General features: G+C 75.9%; 13 protein-coding genes. 10 read left to right on the top strand and 3 right to left on the bottom strand.

Features of this window, described 5'->3' with window-relative positions; all coding sequences use genetic code 11:
• Positions 1–58: 58 nt before the first annotated feature.
• Positions 59–493: a hypothetical protein gene (locus tag OSB71_RS03990; RefSeq protein ID WP_265944206.1), complete on the top strand. Its 435-nt coding sequence runs from the start codon at positions 59–61 to the stop codon at positions 491–493.
• A gap of 94 nt (positions 494–587) precedes the next feature.
• Entirely contained in the window at positions 588–1,349 is a 762-nt protein-coding gene (locus tag OSB71_RS03995; RefSeq protein ID WP_265944208.1) for a TrmH family RNA methyltransferase, read from the top strand.
• A gap of 42 nt (positions 1,350–1,391) precedes the next feature.
• Here the strand turns inward: OSB71_RS03995 and paaN are convergent, their stop codons facing one another.
• Positions 1,392–3,098: a phenylacetic acid degradation protein PaaN gene (gene paaN / locus OSB71_RS04000; RefSeq protein WP_265944209.1), complete on the bottom strand. Its 1,707-nt coding sequence runs from the start codon at positions 3,096–3,098 to the stop codon at positions 1,392–1,394.
• A gap of 177 nt (positions 3,099–3,275) precedes the next feature.
• On the opposite strand from paaN, the gene OSB71_RS04005 reads away from it, so the two are divergent.
• Both OSB71_RS04005 and OSB71_RS04010 read left to right on the top strand, forming a co-directional pair.
• Positions 3,276–4,844, top strand: a complete 1,569-nt coding sequence (locus OSB71_RS04005) for a 3-hydroxyacyl-CoA dehydrogenase (RefSeq protein ID WP_265944333.1) — start codon at positions 3,276–3,278, stop codon at positions 4,842–4,844.
• Complete coding sequence (locus OSB71_RS04010) at positions 4,841–5,422, top strand: TetR/AcrR family transcriptional regulator (protein ID WP_265944210.1); 582 nt, start codon at positions 4,841–4,843, stop codon at positions 5,420–5,422. Before OSB71_RS04005 ends, OSB71_RS04010 begins: the two co-directional genes overlap by 4 nt.
• Positions 5,423–5,538: 116 nt before the next feature.
• Here OSB71_RS04010 and OSB71_RS04015 read toward each other — a convergent pair whose 3' ends face one another.
• Both OSB71_RS04015 and OSB71_RS04020 read right to left on the bottom strand, forming a co-directional pair.
• On the bottom strand, positions 5,539–5,796 hold the full coding sequence (locus tag OSB71_RS04015) for a hypothetical protein (RefSeq protein WP_265944211.1): 258 nt from the start codon (positions 5,794–5,796) through the stop codon (positions 5,539–5,541).
• A 154-nt stretch (positions 5,797–5,950) separates the two neighbouring features.
• Complete coding sequence (locus OSB71_RS04020) at positions 5,951–6,442, bottom strand: Lrp/AsnC family transcriptional regulator (RefSeq protein ID WP_265944212.1); 492 nt, start codon at positions 6,440–6,442, stop codon at positions 5,951–5,953.
• 186 nt (positions 6,443–6,628) lie between these two features.
• Here OSB71_RS04020 and pdhA point away from each other — a divergent pair, with 186 nt between their 5' ends.
• The 6 genes from pdhA (at position 6,629) to OSB71_RS04050 (ending at position 13,759) form a co-directional block, all read left to right on the top strand.
• Positions 6,629–7,804 carry a pyruvate dehydrogenase (acetyl-transferring) E1 component subunit alpha gene (gene pdhA / locus OSB71_RS04025; protein ID WP_265944213.1) on the top strand — a complete coding sequence of 392 codons (1,176 nt, stop codon included), beginning with the start codon at positions 6,629–6,631 and terminating at the stop codon, positions 7,802–7,804.
• On the top strand, positions 7,801–8,868 hold the full coding sequence (locus tag OSB71_RS04030) for an alpha-ketoacid dehydrogenase subunit beta (protein ID WP_265944214.1): 1,068 nt from the start codon (positions 7,801–7,803) through the stop codon (positions 8,866–8,868). The genes pdhA and OSB71_RS04030 overlap by 4 nt, the downstream gene beginning before the upstream one ends.
• Positions 8,868–10,235: a dihydrolipoamide acetyltransferase family protein gene (locus tag OSB71_RS04035; RefSeq protein ID WP_265944216.1), complete on the top strand. Its 1,368-nt coding sequence runs from the start codon at positions 8,868–8,870 to the stop codon at positions 10,233–10,235. The genes OSB71_RS04030 and OSB71_RS04035 overlap by 1 nt, the downstream gene beginning before the upstream one ends.
• A gap of 73 nt (positions 10,236–10,308) precedes the next feature.
• A complete protein-coding gene (locus tag OSB71_RS04040) occupies positions 10,309–11,205 on the top strand; it encodes an NTP transferase domain-containing protein (RefSeq protein WP_265944218.1) in 897 nt (298 codons plus the stop codon).
• A gap of 23 nt (positions 11,206–11,228) precedes the next feature.
• Positions 11,229–12,560, top strand: coding sequence for a molybdopterin molybdotransferase MoeA (locus OSB71_RS04045; RefSeq protein ID WP_265944220.1), 1,332 nt, complete (start codon positions 11,229–11,231; stop codon positions 12,558–12,560).
• A gap of 14 nt (positions 12,561–12,574) precedes the next feature.
• A complete protein-coding gene (locus tag OSB71_RS04050; protein ID WP_265944222.1) occupies positions 12,575–13,759 on the top strand; it encodes a potassium channel family protein in 1,185 nt (394 codons plus the stop codon).
• Positions 13,760–13,776 lie beyond the last annotated feature (17 nt).

Genomic DNA, 13,776 nt, shown 5'->3' on the forward strand with positions numbered 1-13,776 from the left:
CCCGCATGGGCGCCGGTGCCGTGGCCGGGCCGTCCCGACACGTGTCACGGAGACCACTGTGAAGCGCACCTCCCGCGTCCTTGCCGCTCTCTCACTCGGCGCCGCCCTGGCTGCCGGAGGGGCCGCATGCAGCGCGGCGGACACCGCAGAAGCCGACAAGCTGGGCATCGTGCAGAAGCTGCCGGAGGACACGGACGCGGCCCAGTCGAAACGGAACGCCGAGGAGTTCCGGTCCTGGGTGGAGCAGAACGGAACCGGTGGGCAGAAGGAAGCGACCGCACGCGTGGACCGCGTCATCGGCGAGTGGAACGAGAAGACGGGGAACGCGTACGTCTCCACGGACATCAACGGCGGGGAGACGCCGGTGCACGACCCGGAGGCCACGGCCACCGCCGTCGCCGAGGCGTTCGCCGCCTGGCAGGACTCCGAACAGGGTTTCGTATCGGTCTACGACGTGTTCGGCAACGCCATGATCACCAACCACAGGTACTGATCCGCTGCCGCGGGGCCGGAAGCAGCCTTCGAGGCGCTCGTGCCCGGCCCCGCCCCCGCCCCGCCGGCGTCGGGCTTGCGGCTAGCCTGGGGCGGTGAGCAGCGAGGAGGCGGTTCGGGAGGTGTTGCGCGGGTGGCGGGCGGCCGCCCCCGGGGCGGTGCTGCTGGACGGCTTCCACGCCGTGAAGCACGCCCTGCGCTTCGGCGCCGACGTCTTTCACGTGCTGACCCGCGAGCGGACGGCGCTGCGCGCGCTGGCCGACGCGCTCGCGCCCGACCTGGCGGCGGAGCTGGACGCCCGCGCGGTCGAGGTCGGTGACGCCGCGCTGCGCTCCCTGGCGCCGCGCCCGCACCCCACCGGCGTCGCCGCGCTCGCCGCGCGCCGGGACCGCGCCGCCAACCTCGCCGCGCTCACCGCCCTGCCGCGCCGCGCGCCCGTCGTCGTCCTGGAGGACCCGCGCAACCTCGGCAACGTCGGCGCCGTCGTCCGGCTGGCCGCCGGGCTGGGCGCGACCGGCGTCGTGACCACCGGCACCGCCGACCCCTGGCACCCGGGCGCCGTGCGCGGCGGCGCCGGGCTGCACTACGCCACCGCCGTCGAACGCCTGCCCCCGGACGCCCTGCCCCCCGGCCCCCTCTACGTGCTGGACCCCGACGGCACCGACCTGCGCGCCGCCGCGCTTTCCGACGACGCGGTGCTGGCCTTCGGCACCGAGCGCCACGGCGTCTCCGCCGCCCTGCGCTCCCGCGCCGACCACGCCCTGGCCCTTCCCATGCGCCCCCACGTCTCCAGCTACAACCTCGCCACCAGCACCGCCATGACCCTGTACCACTGGGCCCTCACCCGCGCACCGTGACCGCTGTTCCGGGGGCGCCGCCCCCGGAACAGCGCGGGCGGGTCAGGCCTGGCGCCGGACCTCGATGGTGCGGAAGCGCGGGGTGACGAAGGCGGCGTCGCACAGCGCGGCGTTGGCCGAGGGGTTGCCGCCGGAGCCGTGGAAGTCGGAGAACGCGGCCGTCTGGTTGACGTAGACCCCGCCGGTGAGGTTGAGGGAGAGCTGCGCGCACTCCTCCAGGCAGGCGTCCTCGACGCGGCGCTCGACCTCCGGGTCGGTGGTGTAGGCGCCGACCGTCATCGCGCCCCGGGTGCGCAGGGTGTGGCGCAGCAGGTCGACGGCGTCGGCCGTGGAGTCGACGGCGACGGCGAAGGAGACCGGGCCGAAGCACTCGTTGAGGTACGGCGGCTCTTGGGCGGCGTCGGGGCGTGCCTGGGCGGTGTCGAGCTTGACCAGCGCGGGGGTGCGCACCGTCGCCCCGGGGAAGTCGGGGTGCTCGACGGCGCGGGAGGCCAGCGCCACCTCGCCGAGCGCGGGGGCCGTGTCCAGGCGGGCGGCCACGTCGGTGTTGACGATCGCGCCGAGCAGTGCTGTGGCGCGGGCGTCGTCCCCCAGCAGCTTGTCCACCGCGCCCGCGAGGTCGGCCGCCACCTCGTCGTAGGTCTTGCGCCCGGCGTCGGTGTCGATGCCGTCGCGCGGGATCAGCAGGTTCTGCGGCGTGGTGCACATCTGGCCGCTGTAGAGGGACAGCGAGAAGGCGACGTTGGCCAGCATGCCCCGGTAGTCGTCCGTGGAGTCGATGACGATCGTGTTGACGCCCGCCTTCTCGGTGAACACCTGCGCCTGGCGCGCGTGGGCCTCCAGCCAGTCGCCGAACGCCGTGGAGCCGGTGTAGTCGATGACGCGGATCTCCTCGCGCACCGCGAGCGTCTTGGCGATGCCCTCGCCCTCCCGCTCGGCGGCGAGGGCGACCAGGTCGGCGTCGAACCCGGCCTCGGCCAGCGTCTCGCGGGCGATGCGCACCGTCAGCGCCAGCGGCAGCACCGCGCGCGGATGCGGCTTGACCAGCACCGCGTTGCCGGTGGCCAGCGAGGCGAACAGGCCCGGGTAGCCGTTCCAGGTGGGGAAGGTGTTGCAGCCGATGACCAGGGCGACGCCGCGTGGCACGGCGGTGAACTCCTTCGTCAGCTCCAGCGGGTTCCGCTTGCCCTGCGGCTTGCTCCAGTGGACGGCGGCGGCCGGCGTGCGCGTCTGCTCCGCGTAGGCGTAGGCGACGGCCTCCAGCCCGCGGTCCTGCGCGTGCGGGCCGCCCGCCTGCAGCGCCATCAGGTACGCCTGCCCGCTGGTGTGCATGACGGCCTGCGCGAACTCGTGCGTGCGCGCGTTGATCCGGGCCAGGATCTCCAGGCAGACGGCGGCGCGCGCGGCCGGACCGGCGTCCCGCCAGGCGGCCATGGCCGCGCGCATGGCGGGCAGCAGCACGTCCGGGTCGGCGTGCGGGTACTCGATGCCCAGTGCGAAGCCGTACGGGGAGACCTCGCCGCCCGCCCAGCCGTCCGTGCCCGGCTGGTCGAGGTCGAACCGGGTGCCGCGCAGCGCGTCGAACGCGGCCTGTCCCGCGGCGGCGTCCAGCGAGCCGTCCTGGCCGTACGCCTTCGGGTGCTCGGGGTGGGGGGACCAGTACTCGCGGGTACGGACGGCCTCCAGCGCCCGGTCGAGTGTGGGACGGTGCTTGTCGATCAACTGCTTGGCGGTGAGCGCGGGCGTCATCGGGGACCAACTCCTCGTCGAGCTGCTTCGAGCTGGGCGCGGGCTTGCGGACACGGCTAGAGTAACCGAACGATCGGTCGGGACAAGGGGGCTGAAATGGCCAGCGTGGAGAGCACTCCGGACGGCGGAACGGCGCCGGGCGGCGGCGCGGTGCCCGGCGGCGGGCCCGGCGGCGCGATGCCCGGCGGCGGGGCGCCCGGGGGCGCCGAGCCCGGTGGCGCGCCGGGCACCGTCGCCGTCGTCGGCACCGGGACGATGGGGCAGGGCATCGCCCAGGTCGCCCTCGTCGCCGGGCACCGGGTGCGGCTGCACGACGTGGCGCCGGGCGGCGCCGAACGGGCCGCGGTGGCGATCGCCGGGCGGCTGACGCGGCTGGTGGACAAGGGGCGCATGACGGCCGGGGCGCGCGAGGCCGCGCTCGCCCGCCTGCACCCGGCCGCGGAGCTGGGCGAGCTGGCCGACGCCGCCGTGGTGGTGGAGGCCGTGCTGGAGGAGCTGGGCGCCAAGCAACTGCTCTTCGAGGCGCTGGAGTCCGTGGTGGGCCCGGACTGCCTGCTGGCGACGAACACCTCGTCCCTGTCGGTCACCGCCATCGCGGGCGCGCTGCGCCACCCGGGCCGGTTCCTCGGGCTGCACTTCTTCAACCCCGCGCCGCTGCTGCCCCTGGTGGAAGTGGTCCGCGGCCACGCCACCGCCGAGGCCACCGTCGACCGGGCGCACGAGCTGGCCGTCTCCTGGGGCAAGACCCCGGTGCGCTGCGCCGACACGCCCGGCTTCATCGTCAACCGGGTGGCGCGTCCGTTCTACGCTGAATCGTTCCGGCTGTACGAGGAGCGGGCCGCCTCCCCGGCCACCATCGACGCCGTCCTGCGCGAGTGCGGCGGCTTCCGCATGGGCGCGTTCGAGCTGACCGACCTCATCGGCCAGGACGTGAACGAGGCCGTCACCCGCAGCGTGTGGGAGGCGTTCTTCCACGACCCCAAGTTCACCCCCTCGCTCGCCCAGCAGCGCCTGGTGCAGTCCGGCCGGCTCGGGCGCAAGGCGGGCCGGGGCTGGTACGCGTACGGCGACGGCGGCGCGGGCGGCGGCACCGGCGGGGGCGCGGGCGCCCCGGCCGACCGGCCGCACACCGCGCCGCCGCACCCCGCGCCCCGCCAGGTCACCGTGCACGGCGGACTCGGCCCGGCCGAGACGGTCGCCACCCTGCTCGCCGAGGCGGGCGTGACCGTCCGGCGCGCGGACGGCCCCGCCGAGCGCGGCGGCCACCTCGACCTGCCCGGCGGGGCCCGGCTGCTGCTGGCGGACGGCCGCGCGCCCGCCGCCGGGGAGGTCCACTTCGACCTCGCGCTGGACTACCGCACCGCCACCCGCGTCGCCCTGGCCTGCGCCGACGACGTGCCCGAGACCGACCGGGCGGCGGCCGCCGGACTCTTCCAGGCGCTCGGCAAGCAGGTCAGCGTCATCGAGCCGGTGCCGGGCCTGATCGTCGCCCGCACCGTCGCGATGCTGGCCGACGTGGCCGCGGACGCCGTGGGGCGCGGCGTCGCCACCGAGGCGGACGTGGACACCGCCATGCGGCTCGGCGTGAACTACCCGCGCGGCCCCCTGGAGTGGTGCTGCGAGGTACTGGGCCCCGGCTGGGCCGTGGGCGTGCTGCGCGCCCTGCACGCCGCCTACCCCACCGGCCGGTACGCGCCCTCCCCGGCCCTGGTGCGCCGCTGCGGGCACGCCAGTGGACAATCGTGACCATGACCCGGCGCGACACCTACACCCGCGACACGCTGCTCGCGGTCGCCGTGCGGGTGTTCAACGAGCGCGGCTACGACGGCACCTCGATGGAGCACTTGTCCAAGGCGGCCGGCATCTCCAAGTCGTCCATCTACCACCACGTGCGCGGCAAGGAGGAGCTGCTGCACCGGGCGGTCAGCCGGGCGCTGGAGGGCCTGTTCGGCATCCTCGCCGAGCCCGCCGCCCGCGAGGGGCGCGCCGTGGACCGGCTGGAGCACGTCGTCCGGCGCACGGCCGAGGTGCTGATGGCCGAGCTGCCGTACGTGACGCTGCTGCTGCGGGTGCACGGCAACACCGACACCGAGCGCTGGGCGCTGGACCGGCGCCGGGAGTTCGACCAGCAGGTCGCGGACCTGCTCACCCGGGCCGCGGCCGAGGGCGACCTGCGCCCGGACATCGACGTGCGGCTGGCCACGCGACTGCTGTTCGGGATGGTCAACTCCATCGCCGAGTGGTACCGGCCCGAGCGCGGCGACAGCTCCGAGGCCGTCGCGCACGCCGTCGTCCAGCTCGCCTTCGCCGGGCTGCGGGTGTAGCGCAGGCGGGACGCCCGCGGCGTGCGACGAGCGCCCGCGCCCCGGGGGCGGACGCGGCGCGGGGCCGTCCGGAAGCGGCTGCTCCCGGACGGCCCCGTGCGTCAGCGCGCGACCTGTCAGTCGAAGCTGATGCAGACCGGACCGCCGAAGTTGGCGTTCAGGCCGCCGACCTGCGTGACGACGGTGTTGCAGTTGCCCTCCTGCTTGAGGATGTGGTTCTCCTCGTACTCCCACTCGAACTCGGCGTTGACGTCCACCTTGTCGCCGTACTTGTCGCCGATGTGCTTGGCGCACGCGGACGCGGTACCCGCGGAGCCGACGACGCCGATACCGGCGATGGCGAGAGCGGCGACGGCCGTACGGATACGGAACATGATCTCCTCCTGGGGGTAGGAAAAAGGTCGATCATGTGAAGTTCAACCCGGTATCGGACGCCGCGCATCTCGGGAGGGCCCTTCGGGGTCCATCCGTGAAGTGCTGTACTCCGGAAGAGGGCTGTCGGCCCGTCGCCTGCGCCTGCGCCTGCGCCTACGGTTCCGGGTCGAGGTCGGTTTCCTCGAAGACGAGGAGGGTGCGCGTGCTCAGTACCTCCGGGATGGCCTGGATGCGGGTGAGGACCAGCTCCCGCAGGGCGCGGTTGTCCTCGGTGTGGACCAGCAGCAGCACGTCGAAGTCGCCGCTGACCAGGGCCATGTGCACCGCCCCCGGCAGCCGCCGCAGCTCCTCCTTCACCGTCCGCCAGGTGTTCTGCACGATCTTCAGCGTCACGTACGCCGAGGCGCCCTGGCCGGCGCGCTCGTGGTCCACCCGGGCGCTGAAGCCCCGGATGACGCCGTCGTCCACCAGCCGGGCCACGCGGGCGTAGGCGTTCGCCCGGGAGATGTGCACCTGCTCGGCCACCGCCCGGATGGAGGCGCGCCCGTCCGCGCGCAGGATGCGCAGGATCGTGCGGTCCACCTCGTCCAGCGGGCGCGCGGGCGGTGCCGGACGCCCCGGGGTGGCCATCTGTTCATCCGCCATGCCGTGCGGCCACCTCCCGTTGGACGTTCAGCTCTCGCACCGCCGCCTCCGCGACCGATCGTCCACAGGTTATCCGGCCGCGCGTCCCACCTGTAGCCAGAACGCGGTGCAGACCGAACAATCGGTTGGGAGGCCACCCCTCGCCGTAAGCCTGCCCGCCGCCACCCACCCGGAGGTGTGCCCGACATGACGGTCCTCGCGCAGTCCGGCGCCTACCGCCCCGCTCCGCCCCCCGCCTGGCGCCCGCGCACCGACGCCGCGCCGCTGCTGCCGGACGAGGAGCCGTACCGCCTGCTGGGCACCGGCGCCGAGCTGGACCCGGAGCTGCTCACCACGCTGTACTCCCAGCTCGTGCTGGGCCGCCGCTACAACCAGCAGGCCACCGCCCTCACCAAGCAGGGCCGCCTCGCGGTGTACCCCTCCTCCACCGGCCAGGAGGCGTGCGAGGTCGCCGCCGCGCTGGCGCTCACGGAGCGGGACTGGCTCTTCCCCAGCTACCGCGACACGCTCGCCGCCGTCGCCCGGGGGATGGACCCGGTGGAGGCCCTCACCCTCCTGCGCGGGGACTGGCACTGCGGGTACGACCCGCGCGCCACCCGTGTCGCGCCGCTGTCCACGCCGCTGGCCACCCAGCTCCCGCACGCCGTCGGCCTCGCCCACGCCGCCCGGCTGCGCGGGGACGACGTGGTGGCCCTCGCCCTGGTCGGCGACGGCGGCACCAGCGAGGGGGACTTCCACGAGGCGCTCAACTTCGCCGCCGTCTGGCGGGCGCCCGCCGTCTTCCTCGTCCAGAACAACGGCTTCGCCATCTCCGTGCCGCTCGCCAAGCAGACGGCCGCGCCGACGCTCGCCCACAAGGCCGTCGGCTACGGGATGCCGGGCCGCCTGGTCGACGGCAACGACGCGCCGGCGGTGCACGCCGTGCTCACCGAGGCGGTGGAGCGCGCCCGGAGCGGCGGCGGTCCCACGCTCGTCGAGGCCGTGACCTACCGGGTGGACGCTCACACCAACGCCGACGACGCCACCCGCTACCGGCAGGACGCCGAGGTGGCCGCCTGGCGCGAGCACGACCCGATCACCCTGCTGGAGACCGAGCTGGCCACCCGCGGCCTGCTGGAGCGCGACGGCACGGACCTGCGCGCCACCGCCCGGGACGCCGCCGAGCGCATGGCGGCCGACCTGCGCGAGCGCATGCACCGCGAGCCCGCCCTCGACCCGATGGCGCTCTTCGACCACGTCTACGCCGAGCGCACCGGTCAACTGCGCGAGCAGGCGGAGCAGCTGCGCGCCGAGCTGGCCGCGCAGGAGGACGCCGACGACGCCCGCCCCGACGCCGACGACGCCGAAGGAGACGCCCGATGAGCACGGCGGCCACCAGCCACGCAGCGGCCCCGGCCCCGCCCGCGCGGGACCCGGCGCGCAAGCCCACCCCGCTGGCCCAGGCGCTCAACCGCGCCCTGCGCGACGCCATGGCCGAGGACCCGTCCGTCCACGTGCTCGGGGAGGACGTGGGCGCCCTCGGCGGCGTCTTCCGCGTCACCGACGGGCTGACCGCGGAGTTCGGCGAGGACCGCTGCACCGACACCCCGCTGGCCGAGGCGGGCATACTCGGCGCCGCCGTCGGCATGGCCATGTACGGCCTGCGCCCGGTGGTCGAGATGCAGTTCGACGCGTTCGCCTACCCGGCCTTCGAGCAGCTCGTCTCCCACGTCGCCCGGATGCGCAACCGCACCCGGGGCGCGCTGCCCATGCCCCTGACGATCCGGGTGCCCTACGGCGGCGGGATCGGCGGCGTCGAGCACCACAGCGACTCCTCCGAGGCGTACTACATCGCCACCCCCGGCCTGCACGTCCTCACCCCGGCGACGGTGGCCGACGCCTACGGGCTGCTGCGGCAGGCCATCGCCTCCGACGACCCGGTGGTCTTCCTGGAGCCCAAGCGGCTCTACTGGGCCAAGGACGCCTGGGACCCGGGCGCGCCCGCCGCCGTCGAGCCGATCGGCCGCGCCGCCGTCCGCCGCGCCGGCACCTCGGCGACGCTGATCACCTACGGCCCGTCCGTGCCGGTGTGCCTGGAGGCCGCGGAGGCCGCCCGCGCCGAGGGCTGGGACCTGGAGGTGGTGGACCTGCGCTCGCTCGTGCCCTTCGACGACGAGACGGTCACCGCCTCGGTGCGCCGCACCGGGCGGGCGGTCGTCGTCCACGAGTCGGGCGGCTTCGGCGGCCCCGGCGGGGAGATCGCCGCCCGGGTCACCGAGCGCTGCTTCCACCACCTGGAGGCGCCGGTGCTGCGGGTGGCCGGATTCGACGTGCCCTACCCGCCGCCCATGCTGGAGCGGCACCACCTGCCCGGCGTGGACCGCGTGCTGGACGCGGTGGACCGGCTCCAGTGGGAGTCGCGGTGGACGGAAGGGGGCGGGCGCTGATGCCCGAGGTGCGCGAGTTCACGCTGCCGGACCTGGGTGAAGGGCTCACCGAGGCCGAGATCACCCGCTGGCTGGTGGAGGTCGGCGACGTGGTCACCGTCGACCAGCCGGTGGTCGAGGTGGAGACGGCGAAGGCGATGGTGGAGGTGCCCTGCCCGTACGGCGGCGTCATCACCGGGCGGTTCGGCGAGGTCGGCGCGGAGATCCCGGTCGGCGCGCCCCTGGTGACGGTCGCCTCCGCCCCGGACGGCGAGGGCCACGGCTCGGGGTCGGCGTCCGGCTCCGGCTCCGCGTCGGCGTCCGGCTCGGCTTCGGGCTCCGGCGCGGGTTCCGGTTCCGGTTCCGGGAACGTGCTGGTCGGGTACGGCACGAGCGAGACGCCGCGCCGGCGCCGCCGCGCCGCGCGCCCCGGCACCGCTCCGGCGACGCCCCCGCCCCCGGCCCCGGCCCCGGCTCCCGTCGCGGGCACCGCCCCGGCCGCGTCGGTGAACGGCTCGCGGACGCCGGCCGTCATCTCGCCGCTCGTCCGCCGCCTCGCCCGCGAGCACGGCCTGGACCTGCACACGGTCACCGGCAGCGGCCCGCAGGGACTCATCCTGCGCGCCGACGTCGAGCGGGCCGCCCGCCCGGCCCCGGCCGGAGCGCCCGAGGCCCCGGCCGCCCCCGCGCCGCGCGCCGAGGGCGAGCGCGTGCCGCTGAAGGGGGTGCGCGGGGCCGTCGCCGACAAGCTGTCCCGCAGCCGCCGCGAGGTCCCGGACGCGACCTGCTGGGTGGACGCCGACGCCACCGAACTGCTGGCCGCCCGGCGCGCGATGAACGCCGCGGGCGGGGCGAAGATCTCCCTGCTGGCCCTGCTGGGACGCGTCTGCACCGCGGCCCTGGCGCGCTACCCGGAGTTGAACGCCACGGTGGACACCGCGGCCCGCGAGGTGGTGCGGCTGCCCGAAGTGCACCTGGGGTTCGCGGCCCAGACCGACCGGGGCCTGGTCGTGCCCGTCGTCCGGGACGCCCACCGGCGCGACGCCGAGTCGCTCCACGCGGAGCTGCACCGGCTCACCGAGGCGGCCCGGGAGGGAGGGCTCTCCCCGGCCGAGCTCACCGGCGGCACGTTCACGCTGAACAACTACGGCGTCTTCGGGGTCGACGGCTCCACGCCGATCATCAACCACCCCGAGGCGGCGATGCTCGGCGTCGGCCGCATCGTGCCCAAGCCGTGGGTGCACCAGGGCGAGCTGGCGGTGCGCCAGGTGGTGCAGCTCTCGCTGACCTTCGACCACCGGGTCTGCGACGGCGGCACCGCGGGCGGCTTCCTGCGGTACGTGGCCGACTGCGTCGAGTCCCCGGCGGTGCTGCTGCGCACCCTGTGAGCCGCCGACCGGCTCCCGCCCCCGACCCGGGGCGGGAGCCGGTCCCCCTCCACCCCGGGCCTACCCTCGACGGGTGGACACCTACGGCGCGGACCCCGGCGACGCTCCCCCCTACGACGCGGTGATCCTGGCCGGCGGGCGCGGCGCGCGGCTGGGCGGCGTCGACAAGCCGCAGCTCACCGTGGGCGGTCGCAGCCTGCTGGAGCGCACGCTCGCCGCCTGCGCGGACGCGGCGCGCACCGTCGTCGTCGGCCCTGGGTACCCCACCGGCCGCCCCGTGCGCTGGACCCGCGAGCCGAGCCCGGGCACCGGCCCGCTGCCCGCCCTGCACGCCGGGCTGGCGCACGTCACCGCCGACACCGTGCTCGTCCTCGCCGCCGACCTGCCCTTCCTCACCCCGGACGCCGTGCGCCGGCTGCGCGCCGAGCTGGCGGCCGCCCCGGCCGGCACCGACGCCGCGCTCGCCGTCCGCGCGGGCCGCGACCAACCGCTGCTCGCCGTCCACCGGACCGCGTCGCTGCGCCGCGCGCTCACGCTGCTGACGACCGGTCACGGCCGCCTGGAGAACCTGCCGCTGCGGCTGCTCACGGCCGAACTGGCCGTGCACCGCACCACGGCGGTGGACGCCGCCGACTGCGACACCTGGCAGGACATCGCCGCCGCCCGCGCTGCGATCAGGGAGCATGGACGTGTGCTCGAAGAATGGACTGCCGCGGTGAACGCGGAACTCAACCTCGACCTGGACGTCGACGTGCAGGCGGTACTCGACCTCGCCCGGGACGCGGCGCACGGCGTCGCCCGCCCCGCCGCACCCCTGACCACCTTCCTCGTCGGCTACGCCGCGGCCCGCGCCGGCGGCACGCCCGAGGACATCGCCGTCGCCGCCCGCAAGGCGGCCGCCCTGGCCGACCGCTGGGCCGCGGAGTCCCAGGACGGCCCGGCCCCCGGCAAACCCCCCACCAGCCACTGACGGCGGCGAGGAACGTGACCGACATGAGCGACGACTTCGACGACGCCCTCGCCCTGGCCAACGGCTCCCGGCCGAGCCTGGGCGACGCCCACGGCCGCCCGGCCGTGCCCCGGGACCGCACCGCCGGGGCGCCGGGCCACCCGGACCCCGGCGGGGCCGGCGGCGGCCGCGCCGCCACCCCGTGGGACGAGGCCCGCGCCCTGGCCCGCGCCGCCCCCTCCGGCGGCGCGGTGCGGGACCTTCCGCTGGCCGAAGCGCTGGGCCACGTCCTCGCCGAGCCGCTGCCCGCCCTCACCGACCTCCCGGCCTTCGACACCTCCGCCATGGACGGCTGGGCCGTGGCCGGACCCGGCCCGTGGGCGCTGGACCCCGACGACCCCGGCGTCCTCGCCGGGCAGACCCCCGCCCGGCTGCCCGACGGGCACGCCGTCGCCATCGCCACCGGCGCCCGCGTGCCGCAGGGAGCCACCGCCGTCCTGCGCACCGAGCACGCCTTCGCGGGCGGCGGCCGCATCACCGCCCCGGCCACCCCGCCGCAGGGCGCCGACATCCGGCCGCGCGGCCAGGAGTGCCGGGCCGGGGACCTGCTGCTGCCCGCCGGCACCCCCGTCACCCCGGCGGTCCTCGGGATCGCCGCTGCGGCCGGGTACGACCGGCTCGTCGTCACCGGCCGCCCCCGCGCCCTCGTCCTCGTCCTCGGCGACGAGCTGCTCGACGCGGGCGTGCCCGCCGACGGCCGCGTCCGGGACGCGCTCGGGCCCATGGTCGGCCCCTGGCTCACCGCGCTGGGCGCCGAGGTCACCGCCGTGCGGCACGTGGGCGACGGTGCGCAGGCCCTGCGCACGGCGCTCACCGGCGCCGACGACGGGGACGGGCGGCCCGACCTCGTCGTCACCACCGGCTCCACCGCCGCCGGGCCCGTGGACCACCTGCGCCCCACCCTGGAGCACGTCGGCGCCACCCTGCTCGTCGACGGCGTCGCCGTCCGCCCCGGGCACCCCATGCTGCTGGCCGCGCTGCCCGGCGGCGGACACCTCGTCGGCCTCCCCGGCAACCCGCTGGCCGCCGTCTCCGCGCTGCTGACCCTCGCCGCGCCGCTGGTGCGCACCCTCGCCGACCGCGCGCCGGACGAGGGCGACCCCGCGCCGGCCCGGCTGTCCGAGCGGGTCCAGGGCCACCCCCGCGACGCCCGGCTCGTGCCCGTCGCCCTCACCGGCGGCACCGCCCGTCCGCTGCGCTACCACGGTCCGGCTATGCTCCGGGGGGTCGCCTCCGCCGACGCGCTGGCGGTCATCCCGCCCGGCGGTGCCGGTGCGGGCGCCCCCGTCCACCTCCTAGGCCTCCCCCGGAACTGACCGGTGACCTCCCCATGAAGCTCAGCGTCCCGATCGCGGCGCGCCGGCGCAAGAACATCACCTACGCCGACGAGTACACGTTCCGCGTACAGCTCCCCCGGCAGCTCACCGGGCCGCTGATCCAGGTCGCCAAGCGGCTGGTCATGGCGCACGTCGTGCTGTTCGTCGCCGTCGCCGTCGTCTACCTGGACCGGGACGGCTACACGGACGCCGCCGGTGGCCGCATCGGGTTGCTGGACTCGCTCTACTACGTCACCGTCTCGCTCTCCACCACCGGCTACGGCGACATCTACCCCGCCTCCGAGACGGCGCGGCTGCTCACGACGTTCCTCATCACGCCGCTGCGCATCCTCTTCCTGATCATCCTGGTCGGCACCTCCCTGGAGGTGCTGACCGAGCGCACCCGCCAGCAGTGGCGGCTGTCCCACTGGAGGTCCGTCGTGCGCGACCACACCGTCATCGTCGGCTTCGGCACCAAGGGCCGCTCGGCCGCCGAGACCCTGCTGACGGCGGGGGCCACCAAGGAGCAGATCGTGGTGGTCGACCCCAGCGCGAAGGTCATCGACGCCGCCAACGCCGACGGGTTCGCGGGTGTCGTGGGCGACGCCACGCGCAGCAGCGTGCTGGAGCGCGCCCGGCTCGACCGGGCCCGGCAGATCGTCATCGCCACCCAGCGCGACGACACCGCGGTGCTGGTGACGCTGACGGCCCGCCAGATCAACAAGCAGCTCAACATCGTCGCCTCGGTGCGGGAGGAGGAGAACGTGCCGCTGCTCAAGCAGTCCGGCGCCGACTCCGTGATCACCAGTTCGGGGGCGGCCGGGCGGCTGCTGGGCCTGTCGCTGATCAGCCCCAGCGCCGGTCACGTCATGGAAGACCTCATCCAGCAGGGCGAGGGCCTGACCCTGGCCGAGCGCCCGGTGACCAAGGCCGAGGCGGGCCGCTCGCCGCGCGAGTGCCCGGACCTGGTGCTGTCCGTCATAAGGGGCCACCGGCTGCTCAACTTCGACCACCCCGACGCGCGGGTGCTCCAGCCGCAGGACCGCCTCGTCGTCATCCGCCGCGCGCACGACGAGCAGCCCGCGCCCAGGCTCCGCCGGCGGAGCGACGACGACGACACGGGTGAGCTGCGCACGCCGCCCAAGATGCAGCCCGCCCGGCGCGACTGGCAGGCCCCGCGGGACGACCTCGGGCAGTAGCCGGCGCCCGCCCGGGA

The sequence above is a fragment of the Streptomyces marinisediminis genome, from assembly GCF_026262575.1.
Classification (GTDB): domain Bacteria; phylum Actinomycetota; class Actinomycetes; order Streptomycetales; family Streptomycetaceae; genus Streptomyces; species Streptomyces marinisediminis.

Excerpts from the sequence above, each read along its gene's own strand:
- OSB71_RS04015 (WP_265944211.1), bottom strand. The coding sequence starts at position 5,796 with ATGTTCCGTATCCGTACGGCCGTCGCCGCTCTCGCCATCGCCGGTATC.
- OSB71_RS04020 (WP_265944212.1), bottom strand. The coding sequence starts at position 6,442 with ATGGCGGATGAACAGATGGCCACCCCGGGGCGTCCGGCACCGCCCGCG.
- OSB71_RS04035 (WP_265944216.1), top strand. The coding sequence starts at position 8,868 with ATGCCCGAGGTGCGCGAGTTCACGCTGCCGGACCTGGGTGAAGGGCTC.
- OSB71_RS04030 (WP_265944214.1), top strand. The coding sequence starts at position 7,801 with ATGAGCACGGCGGCCACCAGCCACGCAGCGGCCCCGGCCCCGCCCGCG.
- paaN (WP_265944209.1), bottom strand. The coding sequence starts at position 3,098 with ATGACGCCCGCGCTCACCGCCAAGCAGTTGATCGACAAGCACCGTCCC.
- OSB71_RS04045 (WP_265944220.1), top strand. The coding sequence starts at position 11,229 with ATGAGCGACGACTTCGACGACGCCCTCGCCCTGGCCAACGGCTCCCGG.
- OSB71_RS04005 (WP_265944333.1), top strand. The coding sequence starts at position 3,276 with ATGCCCGGCGGCGGGGCGCCCGGGGGCGCCGAGCCCGGTGGCGCGCCG.
- pdhA (WP_265944213.1), top strand. The coding sequence starts at position 6,629 with ATGACGGTCCTCGCGCAGTCCGGCGCCTACCGCCCCGCTCCGCCCCCC.
- OSB71_RS04050 (WP_265944222.1), top strand. The coding sequence starts at position 12,575 with ATGAAGCTCAGCGTCCCGATCGCGGCGCGCCGGCGCAAGAACATCACC.